The following is a 26,763-nucleotide window of genomic DNA, read 5'->3' as shown; positions in this document are numbered from 1 at the left end:
ACTTTTCCTCTTTCCGTATTTTTTATGGCAAACAATCTAGATAAGTGTCTAGATCCCATTGAGTTGTTGCTCCTAAAAATCTCTCCCATTCATCATTTTTATACCAGTGAAAAACTTTATACATTTCATCAGGCATAGCTGATTTAATTACCTCATCTTCTGATAATCTTTCCAAAGCTTCTCCTAAACTTAAAGGAAGTTTTTTTACATCCTTACCAGCTTTTTGAGCTTCATAAATATTTCTAGATTCAGGATCAGCTGGTTTCATTTTATTACTTATTCCATGATCACAAGCTTTTAACAATGCAGCACCTAATAAGTAAGGATTATGCATTGAATCAACAGATCTATATTCAAATCTTCCTGGAGCTGATACTCTTAATCCACAAGTTCTATTTTGATAACCCCAATCAGCATAAACAGGTGCCCAAAAACCTTGATCCCATAATCTTCTATAAGAATTTACTGTTGAAGATCCTAAGGCCGTTAAAGCAGGAAGGTGTTCCATAATACCCGCTATTGATTGTAAACCAATTTTACCTGGCAATTGCATATCTTTCGTATCAGGCATAAATGTATTAGTTCCACCTTCAACATAACCAAAAACTTCTTCAACTCCTGGTAAAGATTTGTGTCCAAGTTTGTTTGTTTTAATTTTTCCACCTTTCCATAAAGACATATTTGTATGACAACCACTTGCAGAAACTCCCATAAATGGTTTGGTCATAAAACATGCAATTAGATTATGTTCTCTAGCAACTTGAGCACATATTTGTCTATAAGTTGATAGTCTGTCTGCATTTCGAAGTACGTTGTCATAAGTCCAATTTAATTCTAATTGACCCGGAGCATCCTCATGGTCTCCTTGAATCATGTCTAAACCCATAGCTTTTGCGTATTCAATAACTTTCATGAATACTGGTCTCAATGATTCAAATTGATCTATGTGGTAACAGAATGGTTTTGAAAACCCTTTTCCTGTAGGAGTACCGTCATCATTTTTTGTCAGCCACATCATTTCAGGCTCAGTTCCGACTCTTAATTCTAAACCATGCTTTTTCTGGAATTCATCCATAAAAATTCTTAAATTTCCTCTGCAGTCAGAAGTTAAATGTCCACCAGGATTATTTCTCTCTTCTCTGTTTCTAAAACATGTTACAAAAACTCTTCCTACTCTTTTGTCCCATGGTAATTGACAGAAAGTTTCTGGATCAGGAATACCAACTAATTCCATTGCTTCAGGTCCATAACCTATATAATTATTATGACGATCTAAAAATAAGTTTGCTGTAGCTCCGTACACTAATTGAAAACCTTTTTCTGCTGTTCTTTCCCAATGATCCGCAGGTATTCCTTTACCTACAACTCTCCCTGTGACAGAAATAAATTGATAATATATATAAGTAATTCCTAATTCGTTTATTTTTTCTCTAACTTTTTTAACTTGTTTATCTCTACCAGGTCGGTTTACGTGCTTTTCTAGATCCGTCATTTTTCCCCTCAATGAATTATAAATTTATTCAAGCGTAACTGAAAAATTTATTAGTGTCTAGGCTAAGAGTTTAACTCCAAGGAAACGGACTGTTCGAAGTAGGGTGAAGTTCGCCCTTCTCGTAACGGTTGAATCTAAACGGTTTTAATAAATCACTTTCAGTACCAAGAATTTCTTTGGCTACAAGTTCACCCACACCAATCATTTTATATCCGTGGTTAGCATCAGCAATCATGTATACGTTTTCAAAAAATCTATCAAAGATTGGAAATGAGTCCGGAGTCATGCATCCAAGACCACCTGATGGGCCTTTTCTATATAAATCAGATTTTCCCACAAATCTTTTTTGGCAATGAGCTAAAGCAGAGCACCACATATCACTAAATGCATCAGTAGTTTGATACTCTGGAGACTCAATTCCATAAGGATCTACATTGACCTGGTCAAAATGTTTTTTAACAATGTAAGGAGATGTTCCACCTTGAACTCCTAAACCCTCAATATCAGGTTTATAATAAATCCCCCAAATTTTATCTGTAATTAATTTTTTTGTTTTGTCAGAATATAGTGGTGCTGTTGAGTCTACGTGAACCACAGGTGGCTGTTTTCCATCATTTGTTTTTAAGTAATCTGGTTCAACACCAATAACCCCTTCTTGGAGCATCCAGTAAGTCCACATGTCAGTTACATGCATTTTACCATCTTTACCTTTGATGTTTGCTGTTTTAGGAAGTTCAAGCATATTCCAAAAATCTCTAGCCCACGGTCCTGCTCCAATTACTACTTGCTCACAATCAATTGTTCCTTTATCTGTTTCAACTCCTGTAACCGCCTTACTGTTACTTCCTCTTTTAAATCCTGTAACTTTTACACCTTTCATCACTTGAACACCATTAGACGTAGATTTATTTTCTAAAGCTTTAATAGAGTCTTTATTAAATGCGTATCCACCCTTTTTTTCATGAAGAATTGAAGTTATGCCTTTAGCTTGCCAGTCATCAAACATTCCCTTCATATATTTCATGCAATCCTTTTCACCTTCTATAAAATCTGACTCATACCCGATTGCTTTTTGTTGCTCATAAATACTTGCTACGTCTTCATGCATAACCTCAGGTGATATTTGTAAATAACCAACTGGATTATATTTAAATGCTTTTGGATCACTTTCCCAAACAGAGACTGAGTGGGCCATCAATTCTCTCATTGCTGGTTGAAAATAATTATTTCTAACTACTCCACATGCAATTCCACTTGCTCCAGCAGCAGTGTCTTTTTTTTCAAGGACTACAATGTCACCAGGATTTTTATAAGTTTCAGATAATTTCCAAGCAGTGCTTAAACCGTGGATACCCCCACCGATTATTACTACTTTTGCTTTTGTCGGTAATGACATATACAAACTTTATTTTTCGTGCGACTTAAATATATAGTTTTTTATATATATAAAAAATATAAGTAAAACTTGTATAAATACTAAAAACTCAGATGTTTTAGTGTTTCTATATAATTATTAAACTCGTTAATAAAACTTTCACTTGGTTTAATGTGCTTTTTTCTTTGATCATTTGAGGTTTTTTCTAAAAAGAAAAAACCTTTTTCACAAGCCTCATTTATCATCAAAGCTGACTTTGGACGTGAAGTTTTAAATAGTTTAGTCTTAAGTTCCTCAACAGTAAGATTTTCTTCATATTTATATGCATGCATTACTAAAAGCATCATATGATAATGTGAAGGCGATTTTCTAAAAAAGTAATTACTAGAAGTATGAGAAAGTTTCATCTGATCTTCCCAAAATTCTAATAAATCCTTCGCTGATTTTGGCATTAGGATCTGACTCTTGTTTTCTTCGGATCGAAATGCGGAAACCCAACTACTTTTGCAGCAATTCTTTTTTGATGACCATCAATTTTACCAACCTCAACTTCAGTTCCTTCACTTGAGTACTGAGTATCGATTCTACATAAAGCTATATTTTTATTTAAAGTTGTGGATAAACAACCACTAGTTATTACACCTACTTGAGATCTTCCAACGTGTACGCAATCACCATGTCCAGCTGCTTCTTTTCCAATAAGCTCTAAACCCACAAGTTTTTTTTGAGGATTTGCTTTTCTTTCTTTCAAAACCTCTTTACCAATAAAATCTTCCCCTTTAGTTTTTAATGGAACGGCAAAACCTATTCCAGCCTCAAAAGGGTCTTGTTGACCATCAAATTCATTACCAAATAAAATTAAACCAGCTTCAATTCTAAGCTTGTCTAAAGCTGCAAATCCAGCAGGAATTAAGCCTTCATTTTTTCCAGCTTCCATAAGTTTATCCCAAACGTCAGAGGCATTACTCGGATGACACCATACTTCATAACCAAGTTCGCCAGTATATCCTGTTCTTGAAACAATCAATGGAATACCTTGAAGGTTTTCAATTCTGCAAATAGTAAATCTGAACCATTCCAGTTCATCTATAGACGGTTGTGTTGGTGGAGCAAAAATTATTTTTTTTAATATTTCTCTACTTTTTGGACCTTGTATTGATACGTTACTAATTTGATCTGTTGAATTTTTTACATTGACCTTAAAGTTTCTCTTTTTAGCTATTTCTTTAAGCCACTCACCACCATATTCGTCTCCACAAATCCATCTAAAACCAGTTTCACTTAATCTCAATAATGTACCATCATCAAACATCATTCCGTTTTCATAACACATCGCAGAGTAGATAACTTGACCAACAGCAAGCTTTTTAATATTTCTAGTTAATGTATAATTCATCAATTCCTCAGCATCAGGACCTATAATTTCAAATTTTCTTAAAGCAGATAAATCAATTAAGACTGCTTTTTCTCTACAAGCATTGTACTCCTCAACAACTCCATGTTTGGTATAATCATTAGGTAGCCAAAAACCTCTAGCATCAATAAAATTTCTAGTAAGCTTAGAGGTTTTTTCGTGAAAGCCAGAGTTTCTAGTGAGTTTTTTTTCAGAGTCTGTTTTCATTCTAAATGCAAAAGATTTTGAAAATTCTTTTTTTTTGTCATATGTTCTAACAAAAATATCTGTTGGATTCCATGAATTACATGCATCGATATCACTAGGACAAGCTGTTGTCCCAATTGTTAAATCTTTTAAAGCTCTGAACATTACATAATCCCCAGGTCTTGCATATGACTCATCTGAAATTACCGAATTTAAACCTGTTGCTGAAGTATTAAAAAATAAATTGATAGCCTGCCATCCTTTTTGTTTTTGAACACCATATTTTGCCATTGCATTATTTAAGTTTTCTGAGCAATTAGGATGACCAAAATAGCCAGCGTCTTCGTAATATTTTGAAGTACAAGCAAGATTAAATGTATCATGTTTTCCAACAGTATCTCTTATGACTTCAACTAATGGTTCATGATCGGTGTCATAAAATTTTGAAAATAAACCAGGACCTGGAAAAGTATTTCCCATAAAAGTCCTCGTTGTTTGCCAATCAAGACCTTTTTCAACTTTCTTATCAAGTTTTTTTGTATCGAACGCCACAAAGTCAGAACACTGTCTGCCTGCCGGACTTATTACTTGAATGAAATCTCCTTCTTTAACTTCGAATGAAATTGCAGTTTGTTTCTCAATATTTTCCTCATAATTTGGCTCATAAATAGGATCAGGAATTATTGATAATTCTTTGTCATTAACTATTTTATATCTTTTAATGAATAACGTTAAATCGCTTGAAGGATTTTGCTCAGACACCAGCATATTGTTTTGTGGTGCTGCAAAAATAACGTAACATTTATCTTTAGATTTTATCTTAATTTTTTCACCACTTGGAGTTTGTTCATCAAATAAAATTGATGATTTTGATTTATTAATATCTAAATTTCTTTTTTTTAATTGTAGGTTCGTTATTAAAGAGCTTTCATCTTTACCTTTAAGCAACTCTTTAATAAAACTTTTTTTACAATTTTCTTTTTGATTTAAAATTCCAAGCTCAGATTTTCCATCTTTATCAAAACAAATAATTTCACAAATTTGATTTCCTTCCTCATTAATGATTTCTATTTCATCATCAGGAAATATTTGCAAACCTGTAAGACCACCAGCGTTAACGACATGTCTTTCAACTCCAGGTGGTAAAACATTCAGACCAGGCTCTTTAATATCTAAAGTAGTTTGCGACATTTTTATAAATCTCTCTACATAATATATATAAATCTTGTAGTTGACTATCATTTTACTTAGGCACATACTGAATGCACTTAATATTAAGAAAGGGGAATAAATGCGAAAAATAATATCTTTAATTTCTGCAGTTATAATCTCAGCAGTAAGTTTTGCTGGTTTATCAAATGCAGATAGCAAAAAACCCATCGTTATCCCAACTCATAACTGGTCAAGTCAAATTGTAATGGCTTACGTTATTGGTGGAATAATGGAAAGCATGGGTAATAACGTTAAATACGTAAATGCTGACTCACAAGCAGTATACGAGTCAATTAGAATTGGTGACGTAACTATCTCTCACGAGGTATGGGAATCTGCTTTTGGTAAATCATTTACAACAGCTTTAGATAAAGGTGGTTTACTTGACTGGGGTGATCATGAAGCTAGAACTCTAGAGGATATGGGATATCCTAATTGGGTTGCTGAAAAAGGTTTATGCCCAGGACTACCAGACTGGACTGCTTTGAAAAATCCAGACTGTGCTAAAAACTTTACAACACCTGACTCTCCGAATGGAAAAGGAAGAATGTTAGAAGGTCCACAAACTTGGCACGGTGACTTAATCCCTCAAAGGGTTGACGCTTTAGGTCTAGGAGATCTTTGGTGGGTTAAATTTGCTGGAAGTGCGGACGCACTTTGGGCAGAGTTAGCAGCAGCTGAAAAAGAAGGAAGAGGAACAATTATCTTTAACTGGACACCAAACTTTACTGATGGTGCTGGTTTTACATTTATCGACTTTCCTCCGTACACTGCAGGTTGCAGACCTGAAGATGGTGGAGATGGAAAATGTGGTTCGCCAGATGGTTATTTGAAAAAAGCAGTTAACGCTGATTTTCCAAAAACTCATCCAGATGCAGCTAAGATGTTTAAAAAACTTTCTTTCTCAACAAGTCAAATTGGAGCAATGGCAGCTTTAGTGGACATTGATAAAATGACTCACGAAGATGCAGCTAAAAAATGGCTGAAAGATAACGAGAAAGTTTGGAAAGCTTTTACTAAATAAGGTAAATAGCAATCAAATCTTTAAATCTCTCCCAACTATGTTGGGGGAGATTTTTTTTTAACAAATTAAAATGATCAAATATTTATTTACTATACTAATAAGTTTATTGTTTTTTAATCAAACCTTAGCAAAAGATGTAAGTATAAATGAAAATATTGATCTAGAGTTTGTTTGTGATTTAGAGAAAAAAATAATTAAAAATTCAGAATTTAATTATCAAACTTTTTTAGCTAAAGATTTAAATGAAAAGGGTTTAGATAGTTTTAAAATTTTATCAAAAAAACCAGAAACACTTTTAATCATAGGATTATCATCATTTCTCTCAGTTTCATCAAAACTTAATGTCAAAGTAGTCAATAAAGATGTGGTTTTATTTAAATCAATTGATCAAGAAAAAAATTATTCTGAGTCAGGTATTATTACAAGGAAAACAGGTGAATTAATTCATGAAATAACGAAAAATATGAAAAGTGAAAACTCTGAAAAATATATTTCTATTTACTCATGCAATGAAGATGACAAAAAAGTATAATTTTTTTTTAAATAGTTTTGTGTAAAATATTATTATGAAAAAATATCTTTTAACAATAATTTTAAGTTTATTTATCAGTACGATTGCAATAGCGCGAAGCACAGGATGCAAAGAAGGAAATTGTGAAAACGGTTTTGGTAAATGGGTTTACACAGATAAAACTACCTATGAAGGTGAGTGGGTAGGTACTAAGAAAAACGGACAAGGAATTGAAACTTGGCCTAACGGATATATCTACAAAGGCGAGTTTAAAAATAGCGAATGGAGTGGCGTTGGTGTTTTAACTTTTCCTGATGGTTCAACTTATGAAGGTGAATGGGCAAAAGGTTTCATGAATGGCAAGGGAACTTTTACTTGGTCTGATGGCACTCAAAAAACAGGGATATGGAAAAATGGAAAGCTACAAGAATAAATGTCAAAAGAAAATTTTTTAAATAAAATAAAATATTTACCCGAGACTACAAAACAGTTTGGTGGCTTGGTGCTAATAATTCTAATAATATCATTTTCATTTTTTGTTCTTAACATAATGTTTGGTGGAGGCGATGAACTTGTTAGAAAAATGAAATTAGAGGAGGAGAGGATTGCTCAAGAAAAAAAATTAAGTGAATTAATTTCAAAATTACCCTCAGGAATACTGGTAACTTTTGATGGCACAGATCACTTCAGATTAACAGACGAAGTTTATGAGCAAGTTTGTAAAGCTACAAAATTAATTCCACAACGTGCGATTATGGGGGCAAACTTCTTAAATTTTAGAGCGCATGAAATTTACACAATTAATGGTAATAAAATAGATGAAACATTCGTTAAGTGGGATGAGGAGAAAAATAAGTGTTTTGCAGGCTTTACAGTGAGTGGCAATAATGTTGGAGTTGATGAGTCAATTACTGTCAGTGGTGAAGCATTAAGTTTTCTAAGTACCGGAATAGATACAAGGGTTTATTATATTAAAAATTTTTAAGGGGGAAGTAACAATATTATGGATTTAATTTTATCCTAATTTCATATAACTTAATTGAAATTTATGTCTGAGCCAGTAATCAAATGTGAAAACGTATATAAAATTTTTGGAGCAAATGCTCAGAAGATGCTTCAAGACTCAAATGGAAATGTTGATGCTAAAGTTTTTCAAGAAAATGGTTGTATAGTTGGTGTGAACAACGCTTCTTTTGAAGTTGCAAAGGGAGAGATGTTAGTTGTTATGGGTTTATCTGGCTCAGGTAAATCAACTTTGTTAAGATGTATCTCAAGATTGACTGATGCAACAGGTGGTAAAATTTTTATAGAGGGCCAGGACTTATTACAATTAAATAATAAAGATTTAATTGATCTTAGAAGAAATAAAATGGGAATGGTTTTTCAAAGCTTTGCTTTACTTCCACATAAAACTGTTGTTGAGAACATTGCTTTTCCCCTTCAGATTAAAGGGATCAAAACTGAGGACAGCATAAATAAAGCAATGGATATGGTTAAATTAGTTGGACTTGAAGGTAGAGAAAATTATTTTCCTAGAGAACTTTCAGGAGGACAACAACAAAGAGTAGGTATAGCAAGATCTTTAGCAGTTGAGCCAGATATTTGGTTTTTAGATGAGCCTTTTTCAGCTTTGGATCCATTAATTAGAAAAGAGATGCAAGATGAGTTTTTAAGACTTCAAGATAAATTACAAAAAACAATTATGTTTATTACACACGATTTTGACGAGGCTTTAAAACTTGCTGACAGAATTGCAATTATGAAAGATGGAATAATTGAGCAGTTAGATACACCAGCTAATATTGTTTTAAATCCAGCTACTGAATATGTCAGAAAATTTACTGAAGAAGTACCGAGAGAAAAAGTTTTATTGATTAAGGATGTTATGGACACATCAAAAGATAATTTAGGTGATTTAAAAGTCTCTCAAAATGAAATCATAGAGAATGTTGCAGAAAAAATTCTTACACAAGAAAAAATAGTCGCCGTAGTTGATAACAATAATGAAATTATAGGCTCTATCAATCCAACAAAAATAATCAATACAGTTTTTGGGGGAAGAAAAAATAATAATTAAATTATGGAATTTTTAAAAAAATATCCGAAAACTTTTCAGTGGTTATTTTTATTAATCGTATTCTTTGCTTTATGCTTTGCGATTGATGTTCCTGAAACATATAAGTTTATTAGGGGTCAAGCAGAATTTGTTAAAGATCCTAATCAAAGTAGTTATGTATTTTTAGGTAAAGAGGTAAGATATTACGCTTTTGATGTCTTTTGGAGATTGCCTCCATTGCTTGGATGGTTACCCATCTGGATTAATGACTCGTTATTTTTCTTAATGAACGAATGGATGCCAATTGAAGTTTGGAATGAAGATACTCAAGAATTTAAAAGTCGGCCTATAGTTTTACAAATTAGTAGAAATTTGACTGCTTTTATGACTTTTTTAATAGAATTAATAAGAGAGATTTTATTGGGAGGTCTCGAAACTATTGTTGCCTTCACCAGTTGGGATTGGATAGATAAAAACCCATGGGCTGAATTACCAGGATTACCTTGGACTATCGTTGCAGCAGGTGCAGCATTACTTTCTTATAAATTAAGCGGTAAAGGTCTAGCTTTGTTTGCAGGTTTAACTATGATTTACATTTCTGTGTTTGGTCAGTGGAAACCTTCCATGCAAACTCTTTCATTTATATTAGTCGCTGCTCCATTATCTTTTATTTTTGGACTTGGATTAGGAATAGCAGCTTTTAAAAGTAAACGTGTAGAAAAAGCTTTATATCCAATATTGCTAGTAATGCAAACGATGCCACAATATGCTGTATTGGTTCCAGCATTAGTTCTTTTTGGAGTAGGTGACCATGCTGCTGTGATTATTACTATGGTTGTAGCAATACCACCGATGATATTATTAACTCTTTTAGGTCTAAGAGCAGTGCCTCCGGAAGTTATTGAAGCTGGAAGGATGAGCGGATGTAATAATTTTCAATTAATGTTTAAAGTATTAATTCCAACTGCTAGGAGAGATATTTTAATTGGAGTTAATCAAGTCATCATGGTGTGTTTTTCAATGGCGGTTATCTCTGCATTTATTGGAGCAAAAGGTTTAGGGTTTAATTTATTGTTAGCTTTGAACCAATTAAATATTGGACTAGCTTTAGAGGCTGGCTTATGTATCAGTTTAATTGCAATTCTTTTAGATAAAATGTCTTTAGCTTGGGCAAATAAACAAACAGATTATTTTGGTAATCTTACCTTCTATCAAAGAAACAAAAATCTTTTATTTTTTGGAGTTATATTTGTTGTTGGAATAATCTTAGCTTACATTGGAACTTTTTTATTTAAAGATACTTTCAATTATTTATTTGAAATTCCACATAACAAAGGAATATCAACTGCTGATTTTTGGAATAAAGGAGTAGATTGGATTTTTGAGACTTTCTTTGTCTATATTAAAGCGTTCAATACATGGTTGATACAAGATGTACTTCAGCCAATGAGAGCACTGTATTTAAGAATGCCTGCAATCGCTACAATAGTTTTAGTTGTTGGTGCAGGATATTTAATTGGTGGTTTACGTTCAGCATTGGTAGTTTGTGCTTTGACACTTTTTATTGCATTCAGTCCCTGGTGGGATAGAGCTTTAGTTACGGCATATATGGCAACTTTTGGAGTTGTTGTTTCTTGTATCATTGGATTTACAGTAGGAACTTTGTGTTTCCAAAATAAACATTCAGCAAACTTTATGCTAGGTGTTTGTGATATTTTTCAAACATTCCCATCTTTTGTATATTTAATTCCAGTAATGATGTTATTTGGTATTACAGATACGTCTGTACTTATCGCAGTTATAGTTTATGCAACGATACCTGCTACAAGATATACAATCGAAGGATTAAGAAGTGTTCCAGCTGGTCTGCATGATGCAGCAACTATGTCGGGTGTAAATAAATTTCAAAGATTGACTAAAATTGAATTTCCTTTGGCATTCCCACATATGATGCTTGGTATAAATCAAACAATTGTTTTTGCTTTATTTATGGTAATTATAGGAGCATTTATTGGAACAGAAGATTTAGGTCAATATATATTAAAAGCATTATCGGATAAAAAAGGTGCTGGAATTGGGTTAACGCTTGGTATCTGTGTAGCTTTCATAGCTTTAATTTTTGATAATTTAATTAGAGCCTATGTCCAAAAAAGAAAAAAACATCTAGGTATTGATTAATCTAAAATTATTTGTCTAAAAAAGTTTTTGAGGAGTCGTCCATAGCAGCTGCCCATGGCGTATGATGAATAGGAGCAACTGAACCAGTTACAGGAGATGAAAAAGATTTGTTTCGATAAGTTGAAATATCCTCAACTTTATGGTGTTCCCACTCTTTAAAGTGTTTTCTAATTAACTCAAAATCAATTTTTGGATAATCAGACATTTCATGAAGCTCTTTTGTATACTCAGTTTGAAAATCAATCATTTGATCTGGGTTTTCTAGCTTTTCCTCCATTGCAACCCATTTATTAATATCTTTTTCAACTTCACTATTACTAGGGATTTTGATTTTATTCATAATAACATCTCTTGCGTACCATGCTTGGCAATCAAACATATTAAATGTATGGAATTGATCTTGCATACCAAGATATAAAAGTTTGTGATTATCTTGCCAAACCACTCCTTTATATAATTTTGGTGGATAAAGTCTGTTTCTAGTTTTTAATTGTAAATTTTCCTCTAAAAATGGAAAATGATGAAGGTAACCGGTACATAAAATTACGACGTCAGCCTCTTGTTCAGTACCATCTTTAAAAATTGCTTTTTTTCCTACTAATTTATCAAGATAATGAACCTCTTTCATTCCATTTGGCCATTTAAATCCCATTGGGTTATGTCGATAACCAATGGTAACACTTTTAGCTCCGTATTTATTACACTGAAGTGCGATGTCTTCTGCCGAATAACTACTGCCTAGTACTATTACATTTTTATTTCTAAACTCTTCTGCATCTCTAAAATCATGAGAATGCATTATTCTTCCAGGAAATGTATCCATTCCTTTGTATTCTGGAATAAATGGAACAGAAAAATGACCTGTAGAAACAACAACAAAATCAAAATTATCTTTTAATATTTTATTGTTAACTTTATCTTGATAACTAAGTTCAAATTTGTCGTTTTTAAAAATAGTATTTATTACTCTTGTGTTAAATTTAATCTTTTTTTTTAAATTTCCTTTACTTACTCTTCCAACAATATAGTTATATAAAACTTCTCTAGGTGGAAATGATGGTATTGGCTTTCCAAAATGTTCATCAAAAGAATAATCAGCAAATTCTAAACATTCTTTTGGTCCATTTGACCAAAGATATCTATACATACTGTTAGGCACAGGGTCACCGAATTGATCAGATCCTGTTCGCCAACTATAATTCCATAAGCCACCCCAATCGTTTTGCTTTTCAAAACAAACAACTTCAGGGATTTTTTCACCATTTTTTTCCGCAAGTTCAAAAGACCGTAACATTGATAGTCCACAAGGTCCTGCACCAATTATCGCTACTTTTGTCATTAATCTACTAAATTAAATAATTATTTCTGTATTTTACTAACAAAATGATGACAATTACAATAAAATAATTATTTGTTATGAAAAATATCTTAGTTATTGGTGGAGGTGCAATGGGTTCTGCATTTACAATCCCAAGTTTAGAAAATAAAAATAATGTTACAATTACTGAGCCCTATAGCAAAAGATTTATTAAAGATTTATCTTCTAAAAAAAAATTTCACTCTGCTCTTAAGATAAAATTACCAAAACAATTAAAATTTAGAAAATTTTCTAAAAATTTATTAAAAGAAAATTTTGATTTAATAGTAATAGCCTTAAGTCTTCCAGGTATTGACTTTATTGGCAAAGAATTAAAAAATTTAAGAGTTAAATCACCAATTTTGGTTCTGACTAAAGGATTAAAATTTGAAAAAAAAAAGAATAAGATATTAACAATTTCAGAACAGCTTCAAAAAAACTATGATCTAAAAAATATTTCAGTACTTAAAGGACCTTGTTTGGCAAGGGAATTAGCCAGAAAAAATCAAACTAGTGTTATTATAGCAAATAAAAATATTAACATTGCAAAATCTATAGGAAGAAAAATTTCTACAAAATATTATTTAACAGAGTACTCCCGGGACGTAGTAGGAGTAGAGGTCTGTTCAGCAATAAAAAATATATATTCAATGATCATTGGAGCCGGTCAAAGCCTTAACTCTTCATCTAATCTATTTCAAAAAGCAGTTCTTGAAATGAGATATTTAAATAGATATTTTAAAGGTAAGGATGAAACAATCCTTGGGCTCGCTGGAGTGGGTGATCTTTACGTTAGTGCTGCTGGCGGAAGAAATAGTAAAATGGGTAGTTTTTTAGGTAAAGGATTTACATTTAAAACTGCAAAAAAAAGATTTATGCCTAAAGAAACTGTTGAAGGTGAAGAACTCGCAAGAGAGATCACACCATTTATTTTAAAAAAAATTGATAAGAACAAAATTCCACTAATGATTAATTTACTTAAGACAATTAAAGAAAATAAAAAACTTAAGTTAAAAGTTTAAAATAGACCTTCTATATCACCGTCTTTATTTAGCTTGATAGAGTCAGCTGCTGGCACTCTAGGAAGTCCGGGCATTGTCATGATTGTTCCACAAACAACAACAATGAACTCCGCGCCAGATGATAACCTAATCTCTCTAATTGGTAGCGAATGACCAGTTGGAGCACCTTTCAGATTTGGATCTGTTGAGAAACTATATTGAGTTTTTGCAACACATATAGGTAATTCACTATAACCAGCTTCTTCAAAGTTTTTTAGTTGATCTCTGATTTTAGTATCAGCAATAACTTCATTAGCTCTATAAATCTCTTTTGCTATGGTCTCTATTTTTTTGAAAAGTGGAGTTTTACTTTCATATAAAAATTTAAATTTAGATTCATTCTTTTCACATAAATCTGTTACATGTTTAGCTAAATCCTTTGTTCCTTCACCACCATCAGCCCAATGCTTACAAATACTTGCTTTAACCCCTAGCTTTTTACAAAATTCTACTAAAGCATTTACTTCTTTATCAGTGTCTTTTATAAAATGATTTATAGCTACTGCTACAGGTAAACCAAACTTTTTCACATTTTCAATATGTCTTTCAAGATTTATTAATCCTTTTTTTAGTGCATCTACATTCTCATTCTTTAAATTATCTTTTGCAACACCACCATGCATCTTCAAGGCTCTAACAGTAGCTACTATAACAACGCAACTTGGTTTTAAATTTGATTTCCTACATTTGATATCTAAAAATTTTTCAGCTCCTAAATCTGCACCAAAACCTGCTTCAGTTACAACGTAATCAGCAAGTTTTAATCCAGTTTTAGTTGCAATTACAGAATTACATCCATGAGCAATATTTGCAAATGGTCCACCATGAATTATCGCAGGATTATTTTCCAGTGTTTGTGTAATATTAGGTCTGATTGCCTCTTTAAGCAAAACAGTCATTGGTCCATGTGCATTTAAATCTTTAGCGTAGATTGGTTTTTTTTCTCGAGTGTATGCTACTGTAATATTTCCGATCCTTTTTTCTAAATCTTCAAGATTATTAGCAAGACAAAAGATAGCCATTATCTCAGAAGCAACCGTGATATCAAAACCATCTTCTCTTGGAAAACCATTAGCAACACCACCAAGATTAATATTAATTGATCTTAAAGCTCTGTCGTTCATATCCATAACTCTTTTCCAAACAATTCTTCTGACATCTATGTTTAATTTATTTCCCCAGTAGATATGATTATCAATTAAAGCAGATAAAAGATTATGTGCTGATGTTATTGCGTGAAAATCTCCAGTAAAGTGAAGATTAATTTGTTCCATTGGGACTACTTGAGCATATCCTCCTCCTGCAGCACCACCCTTCATACCAAAAGATGGACCTAGACTTGGTTCTCTTAAGCATACAATAGATTTTTTTCCAATTTTATTTAGTCCATCGTTTAATCCGACGGAAGTGGTTGTTTTACCTTCGCCAGCAGGAGTTGGAGTTATTGCCGTAACTAAAATTAATTTACCGTCCGTCTTATCTTTTAATGTATCTATGTATTCTAAGTTTATTTTTGCAATATGTCTGCCCATCGGGCTAAAAGCTGAACTTTCGTCTGGAACATTTACTTTCGCTAGGATTTCCTTTATTGGAAGCATTTTTGCTTCACGAGCAATTTGGATATCTGATTTTATGTCGCTCATTGAATTTTATAATAAATAATAAAAAACTGGTCGATTAGTATCTCTTTTTAAAGCCTTTGGAAATATCTAAAAATTATATATAAAAAAAATATGAACTATTTATATTCATTATTATAAAATTTAATCATGCAAAAATATTCAGTTTTTAGTCTTGTTAAAAATGCCCTTTCAAATCATGAAAATTGGGACTTAGCTTGGAAAGACCCAACTCCTAAGAAAGAGTATGATGTTGTTATTATCGGTGGCGGCGGACATGGTTTAGCAACAGCATATTATCTAGCTAAAGAGCATAATATTACCAATGTTGCTATAATCGAAAAAGGTTGGATCGGTGGTGGTAATGTTGGTCGAAACACTACAATAATTAGATCAAATTATATGCATGATGACAATGCATTATTCAGCGAATTTGGAATGGATCTTTGGAGAAGAATGAGTCAAGATTTAAATTACAATGTGATGTTTTCTCCAAGGGGAATAATAAATCTTGCTCACTCAGATGCACAAATGAATACTTATGCTCGAAGAGGAAATTCAATGAGATTAAACGGTATCGATGCAGTTCTCTTAAATAGGGAAGAAGTGAGAGAAATTATTCCTATGGCTGATTTTTCTGAGAATGTACGATTTCCAATTTTTGGTGGATTAATGCAGCCTAGTGCGGGAACAGCAAGACACGATGCTGTAGCTTGGGGTTATGCACGTCAGGCAGATGATATGGGTGTAGACATAATTCAAAATTGTGAAGTAATTGGATTTGATGTGTCTGCAGGAAAAATTAATGGAGTGAGAACTTCTCGTGGAGACATTAAAGCAAAAAAAATTGGATTATGTGTTGCAGGTAGTACAAATATTTTAGCTGAAAAATTAAATATGACATTGCCAATTGAGACACATCTTCTACAAGCATGTGTATCTGAGCCAGTAAAACCAGTTTTAGATAAAGTAGTTACTTTTGGTGCTGGACATTTTTATATAAGCCAGTCTGACAAAGGTGAAATGGTTATGGGTGGTGATCTTGATGGCTATAATAGTTATGCACAAAGAGGTAATCTTCCAACTCTGCAACATGTTCTAACTGAAGGAATTGCAATGATGCCTTTCCTAAGTAAATTAAAAATGCTTAGAACCTGGGGTGGAATAATGGATATGTCTATGGACGGCTCACCAATAATAGACAAAACTCATATAGAAGGTTTGTATTTAAATTGTGGTTGGTGCTATGGTGGATTTAAAGCGACACCTGCATCTGGTTGGACATTTGCTCATACAATAGCACAAGATAGAGTTCATGAATTAAATGCAGGCTATAGTTTAAATAGATTTAACACTGGTCACTTACTTGACGAAAAGGGGCTTGGTACCAAAACCTGGATTTCGTAAATGCTCCATATAAAATGTCCACACTGTGGAATGAGATCACAGAATGAATTTTCATACGGAGGCGATGCAACTGTCAAACGGCCAGAATTAGGAAAAGAAATATCTGATCAAGATTGGGATAATTTTGTTTATAATAGGAAAAGCTTAAGAGGAAAGCATTGGGAGTTATGGCAACATTTATCAGGTTGCAGACAATGGATAAAAGTTCAGAGAGATACAGCTACTCATGAAATTTTTAAAACTCTAAAAGCAAATGAAGAAATTTCATAATGACACAAAGTTTTAGAATAGAAAGTGGTGGATTAATAAATAGAGATAAAAAAATTTCTTTTAAATTCAACGGTAAAAATTATTTTGGTTATGAGGGCGATACCCTTGCCTCTGCATTAATTGCTAATGGAGTTCATCTTATTGGAAGAAGCTTCAAATATCATAGACCCAGAGGTTTCTTTGGTGCCGGAGTTGATGAGCCTTATGCGATAGTTCAATTATATAGAAATGGTGAAACAGAACCAAATATAAAAGCTACTGAACAGGAACTTTTTGAGGGTTTAGAAGCAAAAAGTGTAAATTGTTGGCCAAGTGTGAATTTTGATGTTGGTGCTATAAATAATTTTTTAAAGATATTTCTCCCAGCTGGTTTTTATTACAAGACTTTTATGTGGCCAAAAAGTTTTTGGTATAAAATTTATGAGCCTTTTATCAGAAGAGCTGCTGGTTTGGGCACAGCATCTATAAAACATGACAAAGAAAGATATGAACATAAATATGAATATTGTGATTTGTTAATTACAGGTTCAGGTCCTTCAGGATTAGCAAGTGCCTATTCAGCTGCAAAAAATGGTGCGAAAGTTATTCTGGCTGAGGACAAATCACGATTTGGAGGAACTTTATTAACTAGTGAAGTAAATATAGGGAACCAAACAGGTAAAGAGTGGGCAGACAGTATCATTTCAGAGCTTAAAGAAATGCCTAATGTGACTGTAAAAAACAGATCTCAAGTTTTTGGTTATTATGATCATAACATGTTAGTGATGTCTGAAAGAATTAGTGACCATTTACCAAAAACAAAAAAATTTCATCCAAAGCAGAGACTTTGGTATATTAGAGCAAAAGAAGTATTAATCTCCTCTGGATCAATAGAGAGACCTATTGTATTTGGCAATAATGATACTCCAGGCGTAATGTTGTCCTCAGCTGCTAAGGAATACTTGAAAGTGTATGGAGTATTAGTTGGAAAAAAACCGCTTGTTTTTACAAATAATGACAGTGGTTATGAGACAGCAATTGAATTTAAAAAGAATGGTATTGATCCAATAATTTTAGATACAAGAAAAGAACCTCAATCAGAGATTATCGAAGAAGCAAAAAATATGAATATCAATATTAAAAATTCATATGTAGTTGTAGCTGCTCAAGGATATAAAAAAGTAAAATCAGCTGATGTAGCTAAAATTTCAGATAACAAAGAGGAACTTGGATCAATTGAAAATATTGAGTGTGATTGTATTTGTGTTTCTGGGTTTTGGACACCTACAATTCATTTGGCATCACAATCTGGAAATAAAACAAAATTTAATGAAGATATTGATGCATTTGTTCCTGGTATATCTAAACAAAATGAAAAAACCTTAGGGGCTGCAAATGGAATTTACACTTTAGAGGAGACATTAAAAGATTCATTTGAAAAAGGAAATCTTTTATCAAAAAAAATAACAAATAATGAGAACAAGGTTTCTTTTCCTAATGTTGTTGAAAAGAAATCTACATTACATGATAAATTTTGGTGTGTACCCTTACCAAAGGGAAAAAACTACAAAAGATTTTTGGATTTCCAAAATGATGTTGCAGTTTCTGACATAGAGATAGCTCTTAAAGAAGGGTATAGGTCTATTGAACATGTAAAAAGATACACTACACTTGGTATGGCTACTGACCAAGGTAAGACAAGTAATCTTAATGGTTTACAACTAGTGTCGAAAATTGAAAATAAAGTTGTGCCAGCAGTTGGGCACACAACATTTAGACCACCTTACTCACCAGTTTCTATTGGAGCAATTGTTGGAAGGGAAGTAGGAAAACATTCAAAACCAACAAGAAAATCTCCAATGCATTCATGGCATGAAAAAAATAATGCAGTCTTTGTTGATGCTGGTGTATGGTTAAGACCAAGGTATTACAAACGTGGTGAAGAGAATTTATTTGAGGCGTCAAAAAGGGAGGCTAAAAATGTTAGAACTAATGTTGGTGTTTGTGACGTAACCACTTTAGGTAAAATTGATATTAAAGGACCAGATGCGGCAGAGCTTCTAAATAGAGTTTACACAAATGCTTGGTTAAAATTGCCAGTTGGCAAGGCAAGATATGGTGTGATGTTGAGAGAAGATGGAATAGTTATGGATGATGGAACAACGACAAGAATATCAGAAAATCATTACCATATGACTACAACAACTGCTCAAGCTGCTAATGTTCTATCGCATCTAGAATATTACCTACAACTTGTTTGGCCAGAATTAAATGTAAATGTAGTTTCAACGACAGAACAGTGGGCGGGAGCAGCAATTGCTGGACCAAAATCAAGAGAATTATTAAAAAAACTTTTTCCAAAATCTGATGTTACAAATGAAGGACTTCCTTTTATGGGTTACATGGAAGGTGATTTATTCGGAGTAAAAGCAAAAATTTTTAGAATTTCATTTTCTGGTGAACTTGCATACGAAGTAAATGTTGAGTCAGACAATGGATATTTTATGTGGGAAAAAATAATAGAAGCTGGAGAAGAGTTTGGAATTCAACCATATGGAACAGAAGCACTATCAACTTTAAGAATTGAGATGGGGCATGTTGCAGGCTCAGAGCTTGATGGAAGAACTATTCCTTATGACAATTCACTTGAGGGACTATTGAGCAAAAAGAAAGATTTTATTGGAAAAAGATCTTTATCTAGAAAAGCTTTTGCAGCTGAAGATAGACAAAAAATTGTTGGTGTTGTCCCATTAGATAAAAAAACAAGCATACCAGAGGGATCTCATTTAGTTAAAGATTCAAATGCACCACTTCCAAACCCAAAATTAGGTTATATTTCAGCTTCATGCTGGAGTGTTGAATATGATAATCCATTTTCTTTAGCAATTTTAAAGGATGGTAAGAATATGATCGGAGAAAAGTTATTTGTTATGTCCCCGCTAAAAAACAAAGTAATCCCAGTCGAGATAGTGTCTTCACATTATGTTGACCCAAAAGGTGAACGAGTTAGATCATGAGTTTAATTTCTGCACTAGCCAATGTTCACCATCAAGGACAATTTGGAGACTTTGAGGACAAAAAAGGGGATGATCTTTTAAAAATCTCAGAGAAAAAAAATTTATTAATTGTGCAAATTGTACAGTTCAAAAATTCTAAGATACCAATTGAAAGTATAGATATTGACGGTTTAAAACCTAAAGACACTCCTTTAAATGTTAGTTTTAATGATAACACGAGAATTTTATGGAATGGTCCAAAAAATTGGTTATTAGTCTCTTTCAAAAAAGATTTAATAAACGATATTTCTTCAACATGTAAAGAAACAGATTTTGCGGTTACTGATTTATCTCACTCAAGAGCTGTAATTGATATAGAGGGCAATCATGTAATAGAAGTTTTAAAAAAAGGATCACCATTTAATTTTGATGAATTAAAGAAAAATAATTCGATAAATTCTCTTTATAATAATATTGCGTTCACAGTAGACTTATTAAATGATAAACCATTTAAAGTAAGATTATTTGCTCTAAGAAGTTTTGGAGAGTCGTTATACCATTCTATTACTGATGCAGCATTAGAGTTTGGTTATGAAAATAAATAGCTTAGATTAATCTCTAGTAGCTATATAAACTCCTATTGACGTTATCAAAAAACCTAGAAGATCAATTGTTGTTAAGCTTTCTTCTAAAAAGAACCAAGCCATTAAAGCAGATGTTGCTGGAATAAGAAAAAAAATTGAAACAGTCTTACTTGCAGAATTTTTTTTTATCAAAAACATTAAAATTGTAAAAGCACCAAAAGACACAAGAAATATTTGATGACCCATTGAAAGAAGAAATGTTTTTGTGAAGGCTATGTAGGGTTTTGCAAAAAATATAACAACAATAATATGAAAAAAACATCCTCCTACAGCTTGATAAAAATTACTAACTGACAGAGGTAAATTATTACTTAATCTTTTTTGCCAGATTGTTGATGCTGTTATTGAAATGAGTGCTATTAATGTAGCAACTAATCCCAGCAATGGAATCTTTGATCCTAAATCTAAACCCAAAACTAGTGTTGCTCCAAGAAATCCAAGCAAAACACCAAACCATTGTTTTAAAGTCACCTTTTCATTTAATATTGGTCCACTCAGGATATTTGTCAAAATTGGCTGAAGAGTTACAATTAATGCTGCAATACTTGTGGGCATGCCAATAGAAATTGAATAAAAAACCCCTCCCAGATACAAACCATGGAATAGAACACCACTAAGGACTGACTCAATTAAGTTTTTTCTTTTTATTATAATTGAATATTTAGAATAAAGTGAGAATATCAAAAACCCAACTGCCACAAAAAAAAAACGAAAAGCCAAGGCAGCAAATGGATCACTATTATCGATGATCGGTTTAGTAGTAATAAATGCAGATGACCAAAGAATAATAAAAATAAAAGGAAAAATTTTGATCATGTTAAAAATTGTAATAAAATATGATGAATTACCATAATATTCTATTAGTATTAAAACTTATTTTGGACAATTTAATTATTGTGGCATCTAGCTAAATCAAATAACTTTAGACTGTGATTAAAAAATTTTTAAAACTCAGTTTGTTTCTTACGTCATTTTTATTTTTAACTGGTTTCGTCCCTTTACCGGCTGTATTGGGTCCGGCAATCACAGTAGCAACATCGGGAAATTTAGTCAAAGCAACCGCTCAATTAGCAATTGATTATGAATTTAAAAAAAAAACAGGCAAGAGTTCTCTTAACTACATCACAGAAGAAGTATCAAAAAATAATGAAGAAAATCGTATTAATAAAGATTTTAAAAACTTAATTGAAAAAAGAGTAAAAATAGTTCATCAAAAACTTGTCCAACAAAATAATGAGCCAAAAATAATTAAAGATTTTAAACTTTTAGTTGAAAAAAGAGTTGAATTAACTCATCAAAAGCTAATAAAACAAAAAATTAATCAGTAAGATTTAAAAGAATTAATTTTTTTTGGTTAGTTTCTTTACACCATAATTCATAACTTTCACACATTCTCCATAAGTGATCAAATGCACGCTGAGAAATTTCCAGGGGAAAATGGCTTTTAGTGTAATAAAGTTCAGGGTATTGAATTAATTGTTTGATCATCATTTCTCTTTGAATCTTTAGTAATCTCATTGTCTCCTCAGGAATTTTTTCATTTTTTTTCTTTAGTTCCTCAAACCAATTGTCATGAAATTTACCACTACTTACTTCTTTATAGGTTTCAGATCCAATAAAACCATCTATGGCATCTATATTAGAAAAACCATTATTTTTTTTTTTAATTTCTGAAACCTCTAAATATATTCTTTCAGCTACATATAAAATATACGGTTTATCTTTAGATTTCATTATTTACGATATTTTTTCTTTGCCGCATTGGCTAATATCAAATTTGGATCTAAAAAAATTTTTGAAGTCTTTACTTTTTTAAAAGATTTGAATGCAAATATGGCTATCGGTAATTCAGTACACCCTAAAATTATCTTCTTACATTTTTTTTTAATCAAATAATTTATGGCAGGTTTAATAATTTTGCTGGCAGCTTTTACATTTCCCATTTTGACAAATTTTATTGCTTTATTTACAGAATTTCTTTGTAAAGAAATATTTGGAAAAACAAGATTATAATTTTTATCAAAAAATTTATTGTAGACACCAGTGTTTAAAGTACCCTCAGTTGCTAATAGTCCAATTGGTGAATTTTTCTTACATGTTTTTTTTGTGTGAATGAATACCTCTTTTGGCATATTTATAATTGGTAATTTTACTCTTTTTCTTAAATCATCATACCAATAGTGTGCTGTATTACATGGAATAACAATAAATTTACATTTACTTTTTTTAAGTATATTGCATCCATGTAATAAACTTTTTAAAACTAACGAGTATTTTTTTTCAATTTTTTTATTTTTTTTTCGATTTGATAAATTCTTAGTTTGAACACCTATTGACTCTGGTCGTCCAGGAATATTTGATTTGTTGAAAAGAAGAAATAAAGGATATTCTTGATCAATTTTTCCTCGGTAAAGAATTGCAAGTTTATTACAAAAGTCTAGGCCAGCTTGTGTGCCCATGCCACCTAAAATTCCAATCATTCTATTTTTATTTTATTGATTTTAAATTTTTCTTATTGGCTACAAATATACAAATATTGTCAAATTGTAAATCTTATAGCCAATAATCTATGTAATGAAAATTATGCAGTTTTTAAGTTAACTGCTGAAGGACCTTTTGGACCATCTTCAACATCGAAAGTCAAAGCTTGACCCTCATCTAAACCGTTCATACCAGCATCTCTTACTGCTGAAACATGTACAAACACATCTTTTTCTTTATCATCTCTTTCAATAAAACCAAAACCTTTGGTTGGATTGAACCACTTTACTTTTCCTTGTAGACTCATATTTTTTCTTCTTACTTTTTTGTTTGTTAATTTATTACTTATATTTAAGTAATAGTGACTTTCTTTATAATTTAATTACTTTTGTCAACAAAATAGATCAATACTTAAAATTTTATTTTTAAGTGTTGTTAATTAACTTTGATAAATAAATAGAATTTTTATCCTCTTTATAATGTGCAAACGGTTTACAAGGCTTAAATCCACATAAATTAAATAATTTTCTTGCTGGTTTAAAGAATATTCCTGCTCCAGTTTCTATGCTAATTCGTTTAATATTTAATTTTTTAGCTTCATCAAACAAATGATCAATAAGTTTCATTCCATTCCCTTTGTTCCTAAAATCATCATGTAATCTAATTGATTTAAATTCACCATGATCTTCTTCTAGAATTTTAAGGGCACCACAACCTATCAATTTATCATCATCCCATAAGCTCCAAAACTTAATAGATGGTACTTTTAAACCTTCAATATCCAAAACATGCGCACTTCCCTCAGGAGAAGCTGCCCTTAGTTCTACAAAATGTTTTTTTAAAAGTTCATTAACATCCGAATTTTCAAAGTTTCCCTCAATAGTTTTAAACATTATAAAATTTTTGTTAAATGACCCATTTTTCTTTTATCTTTTATTTCTTTTTTTTGATAATCGAAAAAAAATTCATTATCTTTTAAATTTATATTTTGTCTATATGGGGTAATTTGATTACCTATAAGATTTATCATTTCTGCATTATGTAATTTCTTTAAAGGAATTTGCTCTAAAGAACAAACTGCTCTTATATGATTTTCAAACTGACTAATATTAAAAGCATTAATAGTTAAATGGCCAGAATTATGAACTCTGGGTGCAATTTCATTCACATAAAGATTATCATTTCTATCTATAAAAAATTCTACACAAAGTGTACCAATGTATTTTAATTCCTCGGAAATTTGTTTACTCCACTCTCTAGATTGATCAACAAGTTTATTGCTAATATCAGCAGGGATTTTAGATTTCTTTAAAATTTGGTTTTCATGAATATTTTCGATTGCCTCATAAATTTCGTATCTGTTAATACCAAATCTTGTGATTATAACTGAGATTTCTTTTTTTAATTTAACTAGTTTTTCAAGAATATATTCTTTTGAAAAATCTATATTTAATCCATTTAACTCACTTAGTGATTTAATAGGATATTGACCTTTTCCATCGTAACCCATGGTTGATGTTTTTAAAATTCCTGGCAAAAAATCATCAAGGGTCTCTAAATCTGATTTTTTTTCAATACTAACATATCTTGTGGTTCTGATATTTAATTTATTCACAAAATCTTTTTCAGCTAAACGATGTTGTATTAATCTATTTATAGATGGCTTTGGATTGACAGTTTTGAATTTATTTATTTCATTTAAAGTTTCATAAGGAATATTTTCAAATTCATATGTAACTATACTTACCTTTTTTACAAAATCGTTAATTTTATTTTTATCTTTGTAATCACCAAACATGAATTCATCACAGAAATTTTGTGCAGGTGCATCTTGATCATCTGAGTAAACCAAAGTTTTGATATTTAATTTTTTTGCCGCAACTGACAACATACTACCTAATTGACCACCACCAAGAATTCCTAATCTAATTTCAGACATTGAATTATTTTGGATTTTTTTTAACTGATTTTGTTTGAGAAAATCTCCAACTTCTAAGTTTAGATTTAACGCTAGGATTACTATTAGAAATAATTGAAGCAGCAAGTATAGCTGCATTAATTGCTCCATCTTCTCCTATCGCTAAAGTCCCTACAGGAATTCCTTTTGGCATTTGAGCAATAGATAACAAGCTGTCTAAGCCTTTGAGTTTTTTACTCTCAATTGGAACACCTAATACAGGTATTTGAGTAAGTGCTGCTATCATTCCAGGCAAATGTGCTGAGCCTCCTGCACCTGCAATAATTACCCCAATATTATTTTTTTCTGCATCAGATGCGTACTTATACATTCTCATTGGAGTTCTGTGTGCAGAAATAATCTTTGTTTCTATGGGAACCTTAAGTTTTTTTAAAATTTGTTTTGCTAACTTCATTGTTTTAAAGTCAGATTGACTGCCCATCACTATTGAAACTTTCAGACTCTTTTTATTCATGAATATATTTATTGAAACTTTATTTCAAAAAATTGTTGAAATTTCAATAAATTAATAGAATTTCAAATACATATTGATATGGTTTAATAAAATTAAACTCATGAAATATAAAATTGATAATTTACAGTATTGTAATTGGACAAGAGAAGTTTTTGAAATTAATAGACAAGCTGAGCTAGATGCTGTTCATGTAACAATTGTCTATCATGAGGATTATAATGAATTTTTAAATGAAATTAAAAAGTGGGAAAAACTTTTTGAAAAAAATTCAGATTTAATTTTTCAAGGTACAAATTTCAAAGATATTGAAAAAGCTAAATTAGAAAAAAAAACTGCAATTTTTTTTGGATTCCAAAACTGCTCACCAATTGAGGATGACATATCTTTAGTAGAAAAAGTACATAAATTTGGATGTCGTTTTATGCAATTAACTTATAATAACCAATCTCTTCTAGCAACTGGCTGTTATGAAAAAATTGATAGTGGAGTAACTAATTTTGGACGTGAAGTTATTAAAGAAATGAACAGAGTTGGAATAGTTATAGATATGTCCCACTCTGCTGAAAAAAGCACATTAGACGCAATTGAAATAAGTGAGAAACCAATTGCAATCACACATGCTAACCCCAGCTTTTGGCATGCTGCTAAAAGAAATAAATCTAACGAGCTATTAAAAGTTTTAAGTGATAGTGGAGGAATTTTGGGTTTTTCTTTATATCCTCACCATTTAAAGAATAATACTGATTGTACTTTAGATAGCTTTTGTGAAATGATTGCTAGAACGTCAGATATAATGAATATCAAAAATATTGGTATTGGATCAGACTTATGTTTGAATCAGCCTGATGAAATCGTAGAATGGATGAGGAACGGTACCTGGTCTAAAAATAAAAATTATGGGGAAGGCTCAAAAAACAAACCTGGCTTCCCTAAACAACCAGGTTGGTTTGAGGATGCTAGGGGTTTTTTCAATATAGAGAAGGGATTAAGAAAAGTTGGATTTTCTGAGGAAGAAACTAATGGGATATTAGGTAACAATTGGTATAATTTTTATAGAAACATTTAGAGC

At 31.6% G+C, this 26,763-nt stretch carries 26 protein-coding genes; 13 read left to right on the top strand and 13 right to left on the bottom strand.

The window, feature by feature from the left end:
• Positions 1 to 22: 22 nt before the first annotated feature.
• The 4 genes from ACTT9C_RS05750 to ACTT9C_RS05735 all read right to left on the bottom strand — a co-directional run bounded on the left by ACTT9C_RS05750 (position 23) and on the right by ACTT9C_RS05735 (position 5,658).
• A complete protein-coding gene (locus tag ACTT9C_RS05750) occupies positions 23 to 1,492 on the bottom strand; it encodes a glutamine synthetase family protein (protein WP_440923541.1) in 1,470 nt (489 codons plus the stop codon).
• Between the two features lie 70 nt (positions 1,493 to 1,562).
• Positions 1,563 to 2,888, bottom strand: coding sequence for an NAD(P)/FAD-dependent oxidoreductase (locus tag ACTT9C_RS05745; RefSeq protein ID WP_440923540.1), 1,326 nt, complete (start codon positions 2,886 to 2,888; stop codon positions 1,563 to 1,565).
• An 80-nt stretch (positions 2,889 to 2,968) separates the two neighbouring features.
• Positions 2,969 to 3,319, bottom strand: coding sequence for a hypothetical protein (locus ACTT9C_RS05740; protein WP_440923539.1), 351 nt, complete (start codon positions 3,317 to 3,319; stop codon positions 2,969 to 2,971).
• Positions 3,319 to 5,658, bottom strand: a complete 2,340-nt coding sequence (locus ACTT9C_RS05735) for a DUF1989 domain-containing protein (protein WP_440923538.1) — start codon at positions 5,656 to 5,658, stop codon at positions 3,319 to 3,321. Before ACTT9C_RS05735 ends, ACTT9C_RS05740 begins: the two co-directional genes overlap by 1 nt.
• Before the next feature lie 100 nt (positions 5,659 to 5,758).
• On the opposite strand from ACTT9C_RS05735, the gene ACTT9C_RS05730 reads away from it, so the two are divergent.
• From ACTT9C_RS05730 to ACTT9C_RS05705, 6 genes are all read left to right on the top strand, one after another.
• The gene (locus ACTT9C_RS05730; RefSeq protein WP_440923537.1) at positions 5,759 to 6,703 is read left to right on the top strand and encodes an ABC transporter substrate-binding protein; all 945 of its coding nucleotides are present in this window, start codon (positions 5,759 to 5,761) and stop codon (positions 6,701 to 6,703) included.
• A gap of 70 nt (positions 6,704 to 6,773) precedes the next feature.
• Positions 6,774 to 7,235 (top strand): hypothetical protein, encoded by a 462-nt coding sequence (locus tag ACTT9C_RS05725; RefSeq protein ID WP_440923536.1) that lies wholly within the window; start codon positions 6,774 to 6,776, stop codon positions 7,233 to 7,235.
• Positions 7,236 to 7,269: 34 nt separating this feature from the next.
• On the top strand, positions 7,270 to 7,647 hold the full coding sequence (locus ACTT9C_RS05720; RefSeq protein WP_440923535.1) for an MORN repeat-containing protein: 378 nt from the start codon (positions 7,270 to 7,272) through the stop codon (positions 7,645 to 7,647).
• Positions 7,648 to 8,199 carry a hypothetical protein gene (locus ACTT9C_RS05715; protein ID WP_440923534.1) on the top strand — a complete coding sequence of 184 codons (552 nt, stop codon included), beginning with the start codon at positions 7,648 to 7,650 and terminating at the stop codon, positions 8,197 to 8,199.
• Positions 8,200 to 8,262: 63 nt separating this feature from the next.
• Positions 8,263 to 9,291 (top strand): quaternary amine ABC transporter ATP-binding protein, encoded by a 1,029-nt coding sequence (locus ACTT9C_RS05710; protein ID WP_440923533.1) that lies wholly within the window; start codon positions 8,263 to 8,265, stop codon positions 9,289 to 9,291.
• Between the two features lie 3 nt (positions 9,292 to 9,294).
• On the top strand, positions 9,295 to 11,448 hold the full coding sequence (locus ACTT9C_RS05705) for an ABC transporter permease (protein ID WP_440923532.1): 2,154 nt from the start codon (positions 9,295 to 9,297) through the stop codon (positions 11,446 to 11,448).
• 7 nt (positions 11,449 to 11,455) lie between these two features.
• Here ACTT9C_RS05705 and ACTT9C_RS05700 read toward each other — a convergent pair whose 3' ends face one another.
• Positions 11,456 to 12,787, bottom strand: a complete 1,332-nt coding sequence (locus ACTT9C_RS05700) for an NAD(P)-binding domain-containing protein (protein WP_440923531.1) — start codon at positions 12,785 to 12,787, stop codon at positions 11,456 to 11,458.
• A 77-nt stretch (positions 12,788 to 12,864) separates the two neighbouring features.
• On the opposite strand from ACTT9C_RS05700, the gene ACTT9C_RS05695 reads away from it, so the two are divergent.
• Positions 12,865 to 13,827 carry a glycerol-3-phosphate dehydrogenase gene (locus ACTT9C_RS05695; RefSeq protein ID WP_440923530.1) on the top strand — a complete coding sequence of 321 codons (963 nt, stop codon included), beginning with the start codon at positions 12,865 to 12,867 and terminating at the stop codon, positions 13,825 to 13,827.
• Here ACTT9C_RS05695 and ACTT9C_RS05690 read toward each other — a convergent pair.
• Positions 13,824 to 15,509: a formate--tetrahydrofolate ligase gene (locus ACTT9C_RS05690; protein WP_440923529.1), complete on the bottom strand. Its 1,686-nt coding sequence runs from the start codon at positions 15,507 to 15,509 to the stop codon at positions 13,824 to 13,826. The genes ACTT9C_RS05695 and ACTT9C_RS05690 overlap by 4 nt on opposite strands.
• Before the next feature lie 126 nt (positions 15,510 to 15,635).
• Here ACTT9C_RS05690 and ACTT9C_RS05685 point away from each other — a divergent pair, with 126 nt between their 5' ends.
• From ACTT9C_RS05685 to ACTT9C_RS05670, 4 genes are read left to right on the top strand one after another with little or no spacing between them, the layout of a single operon-like run.
• Positions 15,636 to 16,892: a sarcosine oxidase subunit beta family protein gene (locus tag ACTT9C_RS05685; protein WP_440923528.1), complete on the top strand. Its 1,257-nt coding sequence runs from the start codon at positions 15,636 to 15,638 to the stop codon at positions 16,890 to 16,892.
• Positions 16,893 to 17,162 (top strand): sarcosine oxidase subunit delta, encoded by a 270-nt coding sequence (locus ACTT9C_RS05680; protein ID WP_440923527.1) that lies wholly within the window; start codon positions 16,893 to 16,895, stop codon positions 17,160 to 17,162.
• Positions 17,162 to 20,158 (top strand): sarcosine oxidase subunit alpha family protein, encoded by a 2,997-nt coding sequence (locus ACTT9C_RS05675; RefSeq protein ID WP_440923526.1) that lies wholly within the window; start codon positions 17,162 to 17,164, stop codon positions 20,156 to 20,158. Before ACTT9C_RS05680 ends, ACTT9C_RS05675 begins: the two co-directional genes overlap by 1 nt.
• Positions 20,155 to 20,742 (top strand): sarcosine oxidase, encoded by a 588-nt coding sequence (locus ACTT9C_RS05670; protein WP_440923525.1) that lies wholly within the window; start codon positions 20,155 to 20,157, stop codon positions 20,740 to 20,742. The genes ACTT9C_RS05675 and ACTT9C_RS05670 overlap by 4 nt, the downstream gene beginning before the upstream one ends.
• 6 nt (positions 20,743 to 20,748) lie before the next feature.
• Here ACTT9C_RS05670 and ACTT9C_RS05665 read toward each other — a convergent pair whose 3' ends face one another.
• The gene (locus tag ACTT9C_RS05665) at positions 20,749 to 21,597 is read right to left on the bottom strand and encodes a DMT family transporter (protein ID WP_440923524.1); all 849 of its coding nucleotides are present in this window, start codon (positions 21,595 to 21,597) and stop codon (positions 20,749 to 20,751) included.
• Positions 21,598 to 21,710: 113 nt separating this feature from the next.
• Here ACTT9C_RS05665 and ACTT9C_RS05660 point away from each other — a divergent pair, with 113 nt between their 5' ends.
• A complete protein-coding gene (locus ACTT9C_RS05660) occupies positions 21,711 to 22,109 on the top strand; it encodes a hypothetical protein (protein WP_440923523.1) in 399 nt (132 codons plus the stop codon).
• On the opposite strand, the gene ACTT9C_RS05655 is transcribed toward ACTT9C_RS05660, so the two are convergent.
• The 6 genes from ACTT9C_RS05655 to purE form a co-directional block, all read right to left on the bottom strand.
• On the bottom strand, positions 22,099 to 22,515 hold the full coding sequence (locus ACTT9C_RS05655; RefSeq protein ID WP_440923522.1) for a hypothetical protein: 417 nt from the start codon (positions 22,513 to 22,515) through the stop codon (positions 22,099 to 22,101). The genes ACTT9C_RS05660 and ACTT9C_RS05655 overlap by 11 nt on opposite strands.
• The gene (locus ACTT9C_RS05650) at positions 22,515 to 23,261 is read right to left on the bottom strand and encodes an aspartate/glutamate racemase family protein (RefSeq protein ID WP_440923521.1); all 747 of its coding nucleotides are present in this window, start codon (positions 23,259 to 23,261) and stop codon (positions 22,515 to 22,517) included. Before ACTT9C_RS05650 ends, ACTT9C_RS05655 begins: the two co-directional genes overlap by 1 nt.
• Before the next feature lie 101 nt (positions 23,262 to 23,362).
• Positions 23,363 to 23,569 (bottom strand): cold-shock protein, encoded by a 207-nt coding sequence (locus ACTT9C_RS05645; RefSeq protein ID WP_075519460.1) that lies wholly within the window; start codon positions 23,567 to 23,569, stop codon positions 23,363 to 23,365.
• Positions 23,570 to 23,687: 118 nt separating this feature from the next.
• A complete protein-coding gene (locus tag ACTT9C_RS05640; RefSeq protein WP_440923520.1) occupies positions 23,688 to 24,155 on the bottom strand; it encodes a GNAT family N-acetyltransferase in 468 nt (155 codons plus the stop codon).
• A complete protein-coding gene (locus tag ACTT9C_RS05635; RefSeq protein ID WP_440923519.1) occupies positions 24,155 to 25,201 on the bottom strand; it encodes a 5-(carboxyamino)imidazole ribonucleotide synthase in 1,047 nt (348 codons plus the stop codon). The genes ACTT9C_RS05640 and ACTT9C_RS05635 overlap by 1 nt, the downstream gene beginning before the upstream one ends.
• A gap of 4 nt (positions 25,202 to 25,205) precedes the next feature.
• Positions 25,206 to 25,679 carry a 5-(carboxyamino)imidazole ribonucleotide mutase gene (purE, locus tag ACTT9C_RS05630; protein WP_440923671.1) on the bottom strand — a complete coding sequence of 158 codons (474 nt, stop codon included), beginning with the start codon at positions 25,677 to 25,679 and terminating at the stop codon, positions 25,206 to 25,208.
• Between the two features lie 115 nt (positions 25,680 to 25,794).
• Between purE and ACTT9C_RS05625 the strand changes: the two genes are divergently transcribed.
• A complete protein-coding gene (locus ACTT9C_RS05625) occupies positions 25,795 to 26,760 on the top strand; it encodes a membrane dipeptidase (protein ID WP_440923518.1) in 966 nt (321 codons plus the stop codon).
• The last annotated feature ends 3 nt before the right edge of the window (positions 26,761 to 26,763 follow it).

It is taken from the genome of Candidatus Pelagibacter sp., from assembly GCF_052049575.1.
In the GTDB taxonomy this organism is placed as follows: Bacteria; Pseudomonadota; Alphaproteobacteria; order Pelagibacterales; family Pelagibacteraceae; genus Pelagibacter.
Note: the sequence above shows the minus strand (reverse complement) of the source record. Positions and strands in the feature narration are given on the sequence as shown.

What these genes read in the sequence shown, in the direction of transcription:
- ACTT9C_RS05750 (WP_440923541.1), bottom strand. Translation starts at nt 1,492, where the DNA reads ATGACGGATCTAGAAAAGCACGTAAACCGACCTGGTAGAGATAAACAA.
- ACTT9C_RS05745 (WP_440923540.1), bottom strand. Translation starts at nt 2,888, where the DNA reads ATGTCATTACCGACAAAAGCAAAAGTAGTAATAATCGGTGGGGGTATC.
- ACTT9C_RS05740 (WP_440923539.1), bottom strand. Translation starts at nt 3,319, where the DNA reads ATGCCAAAATCAGCGAAGGATTTATTAGAATTTTGGGAAGATCAGATG.
- ACTT9C_RS05735 (WP_440923538.1), bottom strand. Translation starts at nt 5,658, where the DNA reads ATGTCGCAAACTACTTTAGATATTAAAGAGCCTGGTCTGAATGTTTTA.
- ACTT9C_RS05730 (WP_440923537.1), top strand. Translation starts at nt 5,759, where the DNA reads ATGCGAAAAATAATATCTTTAATTTCTGCAGTTATAATCTCAGCAGTA.
- ACTT9C_RS05725 (WP_440923536.1), top strand. Translation starts at nt 6,774, where the DNA reads ATGATCAAATATTTATTTACTATACTAATAAGTTTATTGTTTTTTAAT.
- ACTT9C_RS05720 (WP_440923535.1), top strand. Translation starts at nt 7,270, where the DNA reads ATGAAAAAATATCTTTTAACAATAATTTTAAGTTTATTTATCAGTACG.
- ACTT9C_RS05715 (WP_440923534.1), top strand. Translation starts at nt 7,648, where the DNA reads ATGTCAAAAGAAAATTTTTTAAATAAAATAAAATATTTACCCGAGACT.
- ACTT9C_RS05710 (WP_440923533.1), top strand. Translation starts at nt 8,263, where the DNA reads ATGTCTGAGCCAGTAATCAAATGTGAAAACGTATATAAAATTTTTGGA.
- ACTT9C_RS05705 (WP_440923532.1), top strand. Translation starts at nt 9,295, where the DNA reads ATGGAATTTTTAAAAAAATATCCGAAAACTTTTCAGTGGTTATTTTTA.
- ACTT9C_RS05700 (WP_440923531.1), bottom strand. Translation starts at nt 12,787, where the DNA reads ATGACAAAAGTAGCGATAATTGGTGCAGGACCTTGTGGACTATCAATG.
- ACTT9C_RS05695 (WP_440923530.1), top strand. Translation starts at nt 12,865, where the DNA reads ATGAAAAATATCTTAGTTATTGGTGGAGGTGCAATGGGTTCTGCATTT.
- ACTT9C_RS05690 (WP_440923529.1), bottom strand. Translation starts at nt 15,509, where the DNA reads ATGAGCGACATAAAATCAGATATCCAAATTGCTCGTGAAGCAAAAATG.
- ACTT9C_RS05685 (WP_440923528.1), top strand. Translation starts at nt 15,636, where the DNA reads ATGCAAAAATATTCAGTTTTTAGTCTTGTTAAAAATGCCCTTTCAAAT.
- ACTT9C_RS05680 (WP_440923527.1), top strand. Translation starts at nt 16,893, where the DNA reads ATGCTCCATATAAAATGTCCACACTGTGGAATGAGATCACAGAATGAA.
- ACTT9C_RS05675 (WP_440923526.1), top strand. Translation starts at nt 17,162, where the DNA reads ATGACACAAAGTTTTAGAATAGAAAGTGGTGGATTAATAAATAGAGAT.
- ACTT9C_RS05670 (WP_440923525.1), top strand. Translation starts at nt 20,155, where the DNA reads ATGAGTTTAATTTCTGCACTAGCCAATGTTCACCATCAAGGACAATTT.
- ACTT9C_RS05665 (WP_440923524.1), bottom strand. Translation starts at nt 21,597, where the DNA reads ATGATCAAAATTTTTCCTTTTATTTTTATTATTCTTTGGTCATCTGCA.
- ACTT9C_RS05655 (WP_440923522.1), bottom strand. Translation starts at nt 22,515, where the DNA reads ATGAAATCTAAAGATAAACCGTATATTTTATATGTAGCTGAAAGAATA.
- ACTT9C_RS05650 (WP_440923521.1), bottom strand. Translation starts at nt 23,261, where the DNA reads ATGATTGGAATTTTAGGTGGCATGGGCACACAAGCTGGCCTAGACTTT.
- ACTT9C_RS05645 (WP_075519460.1), bottom strand. Translation starts at nt 23,569, where the DNA reads ATGAGTCTACAAGGAAAAGTAAAGTGGTTCAATCCAACCAAAGGTTTT.
- ACTT9C_RS05640 (WP_440923520.1), bottom strand. Translation starts at nt 24,155, where the DNA reads ATGTTTAAAACTATTGAGGGAAACTTTGAAAATTCGGATGTTAATGAA.
- ACTT9C_RS05635 (WP_440923519.1), bottom strand. Translation starts at nt 25,201, where the DNA reads ATGTCTGAAATTAGATTAGGAATTCTTGGTGGTGGTCAATTAGGTAGT.
- ACTT9C_RS05625 (WP_440923518.1), top strand. Translation starts at nt 25,795, where the DNA reads ATGAAATATAAAATTGATAATTTACAGTATTGTAATTGGACAAGAGAA.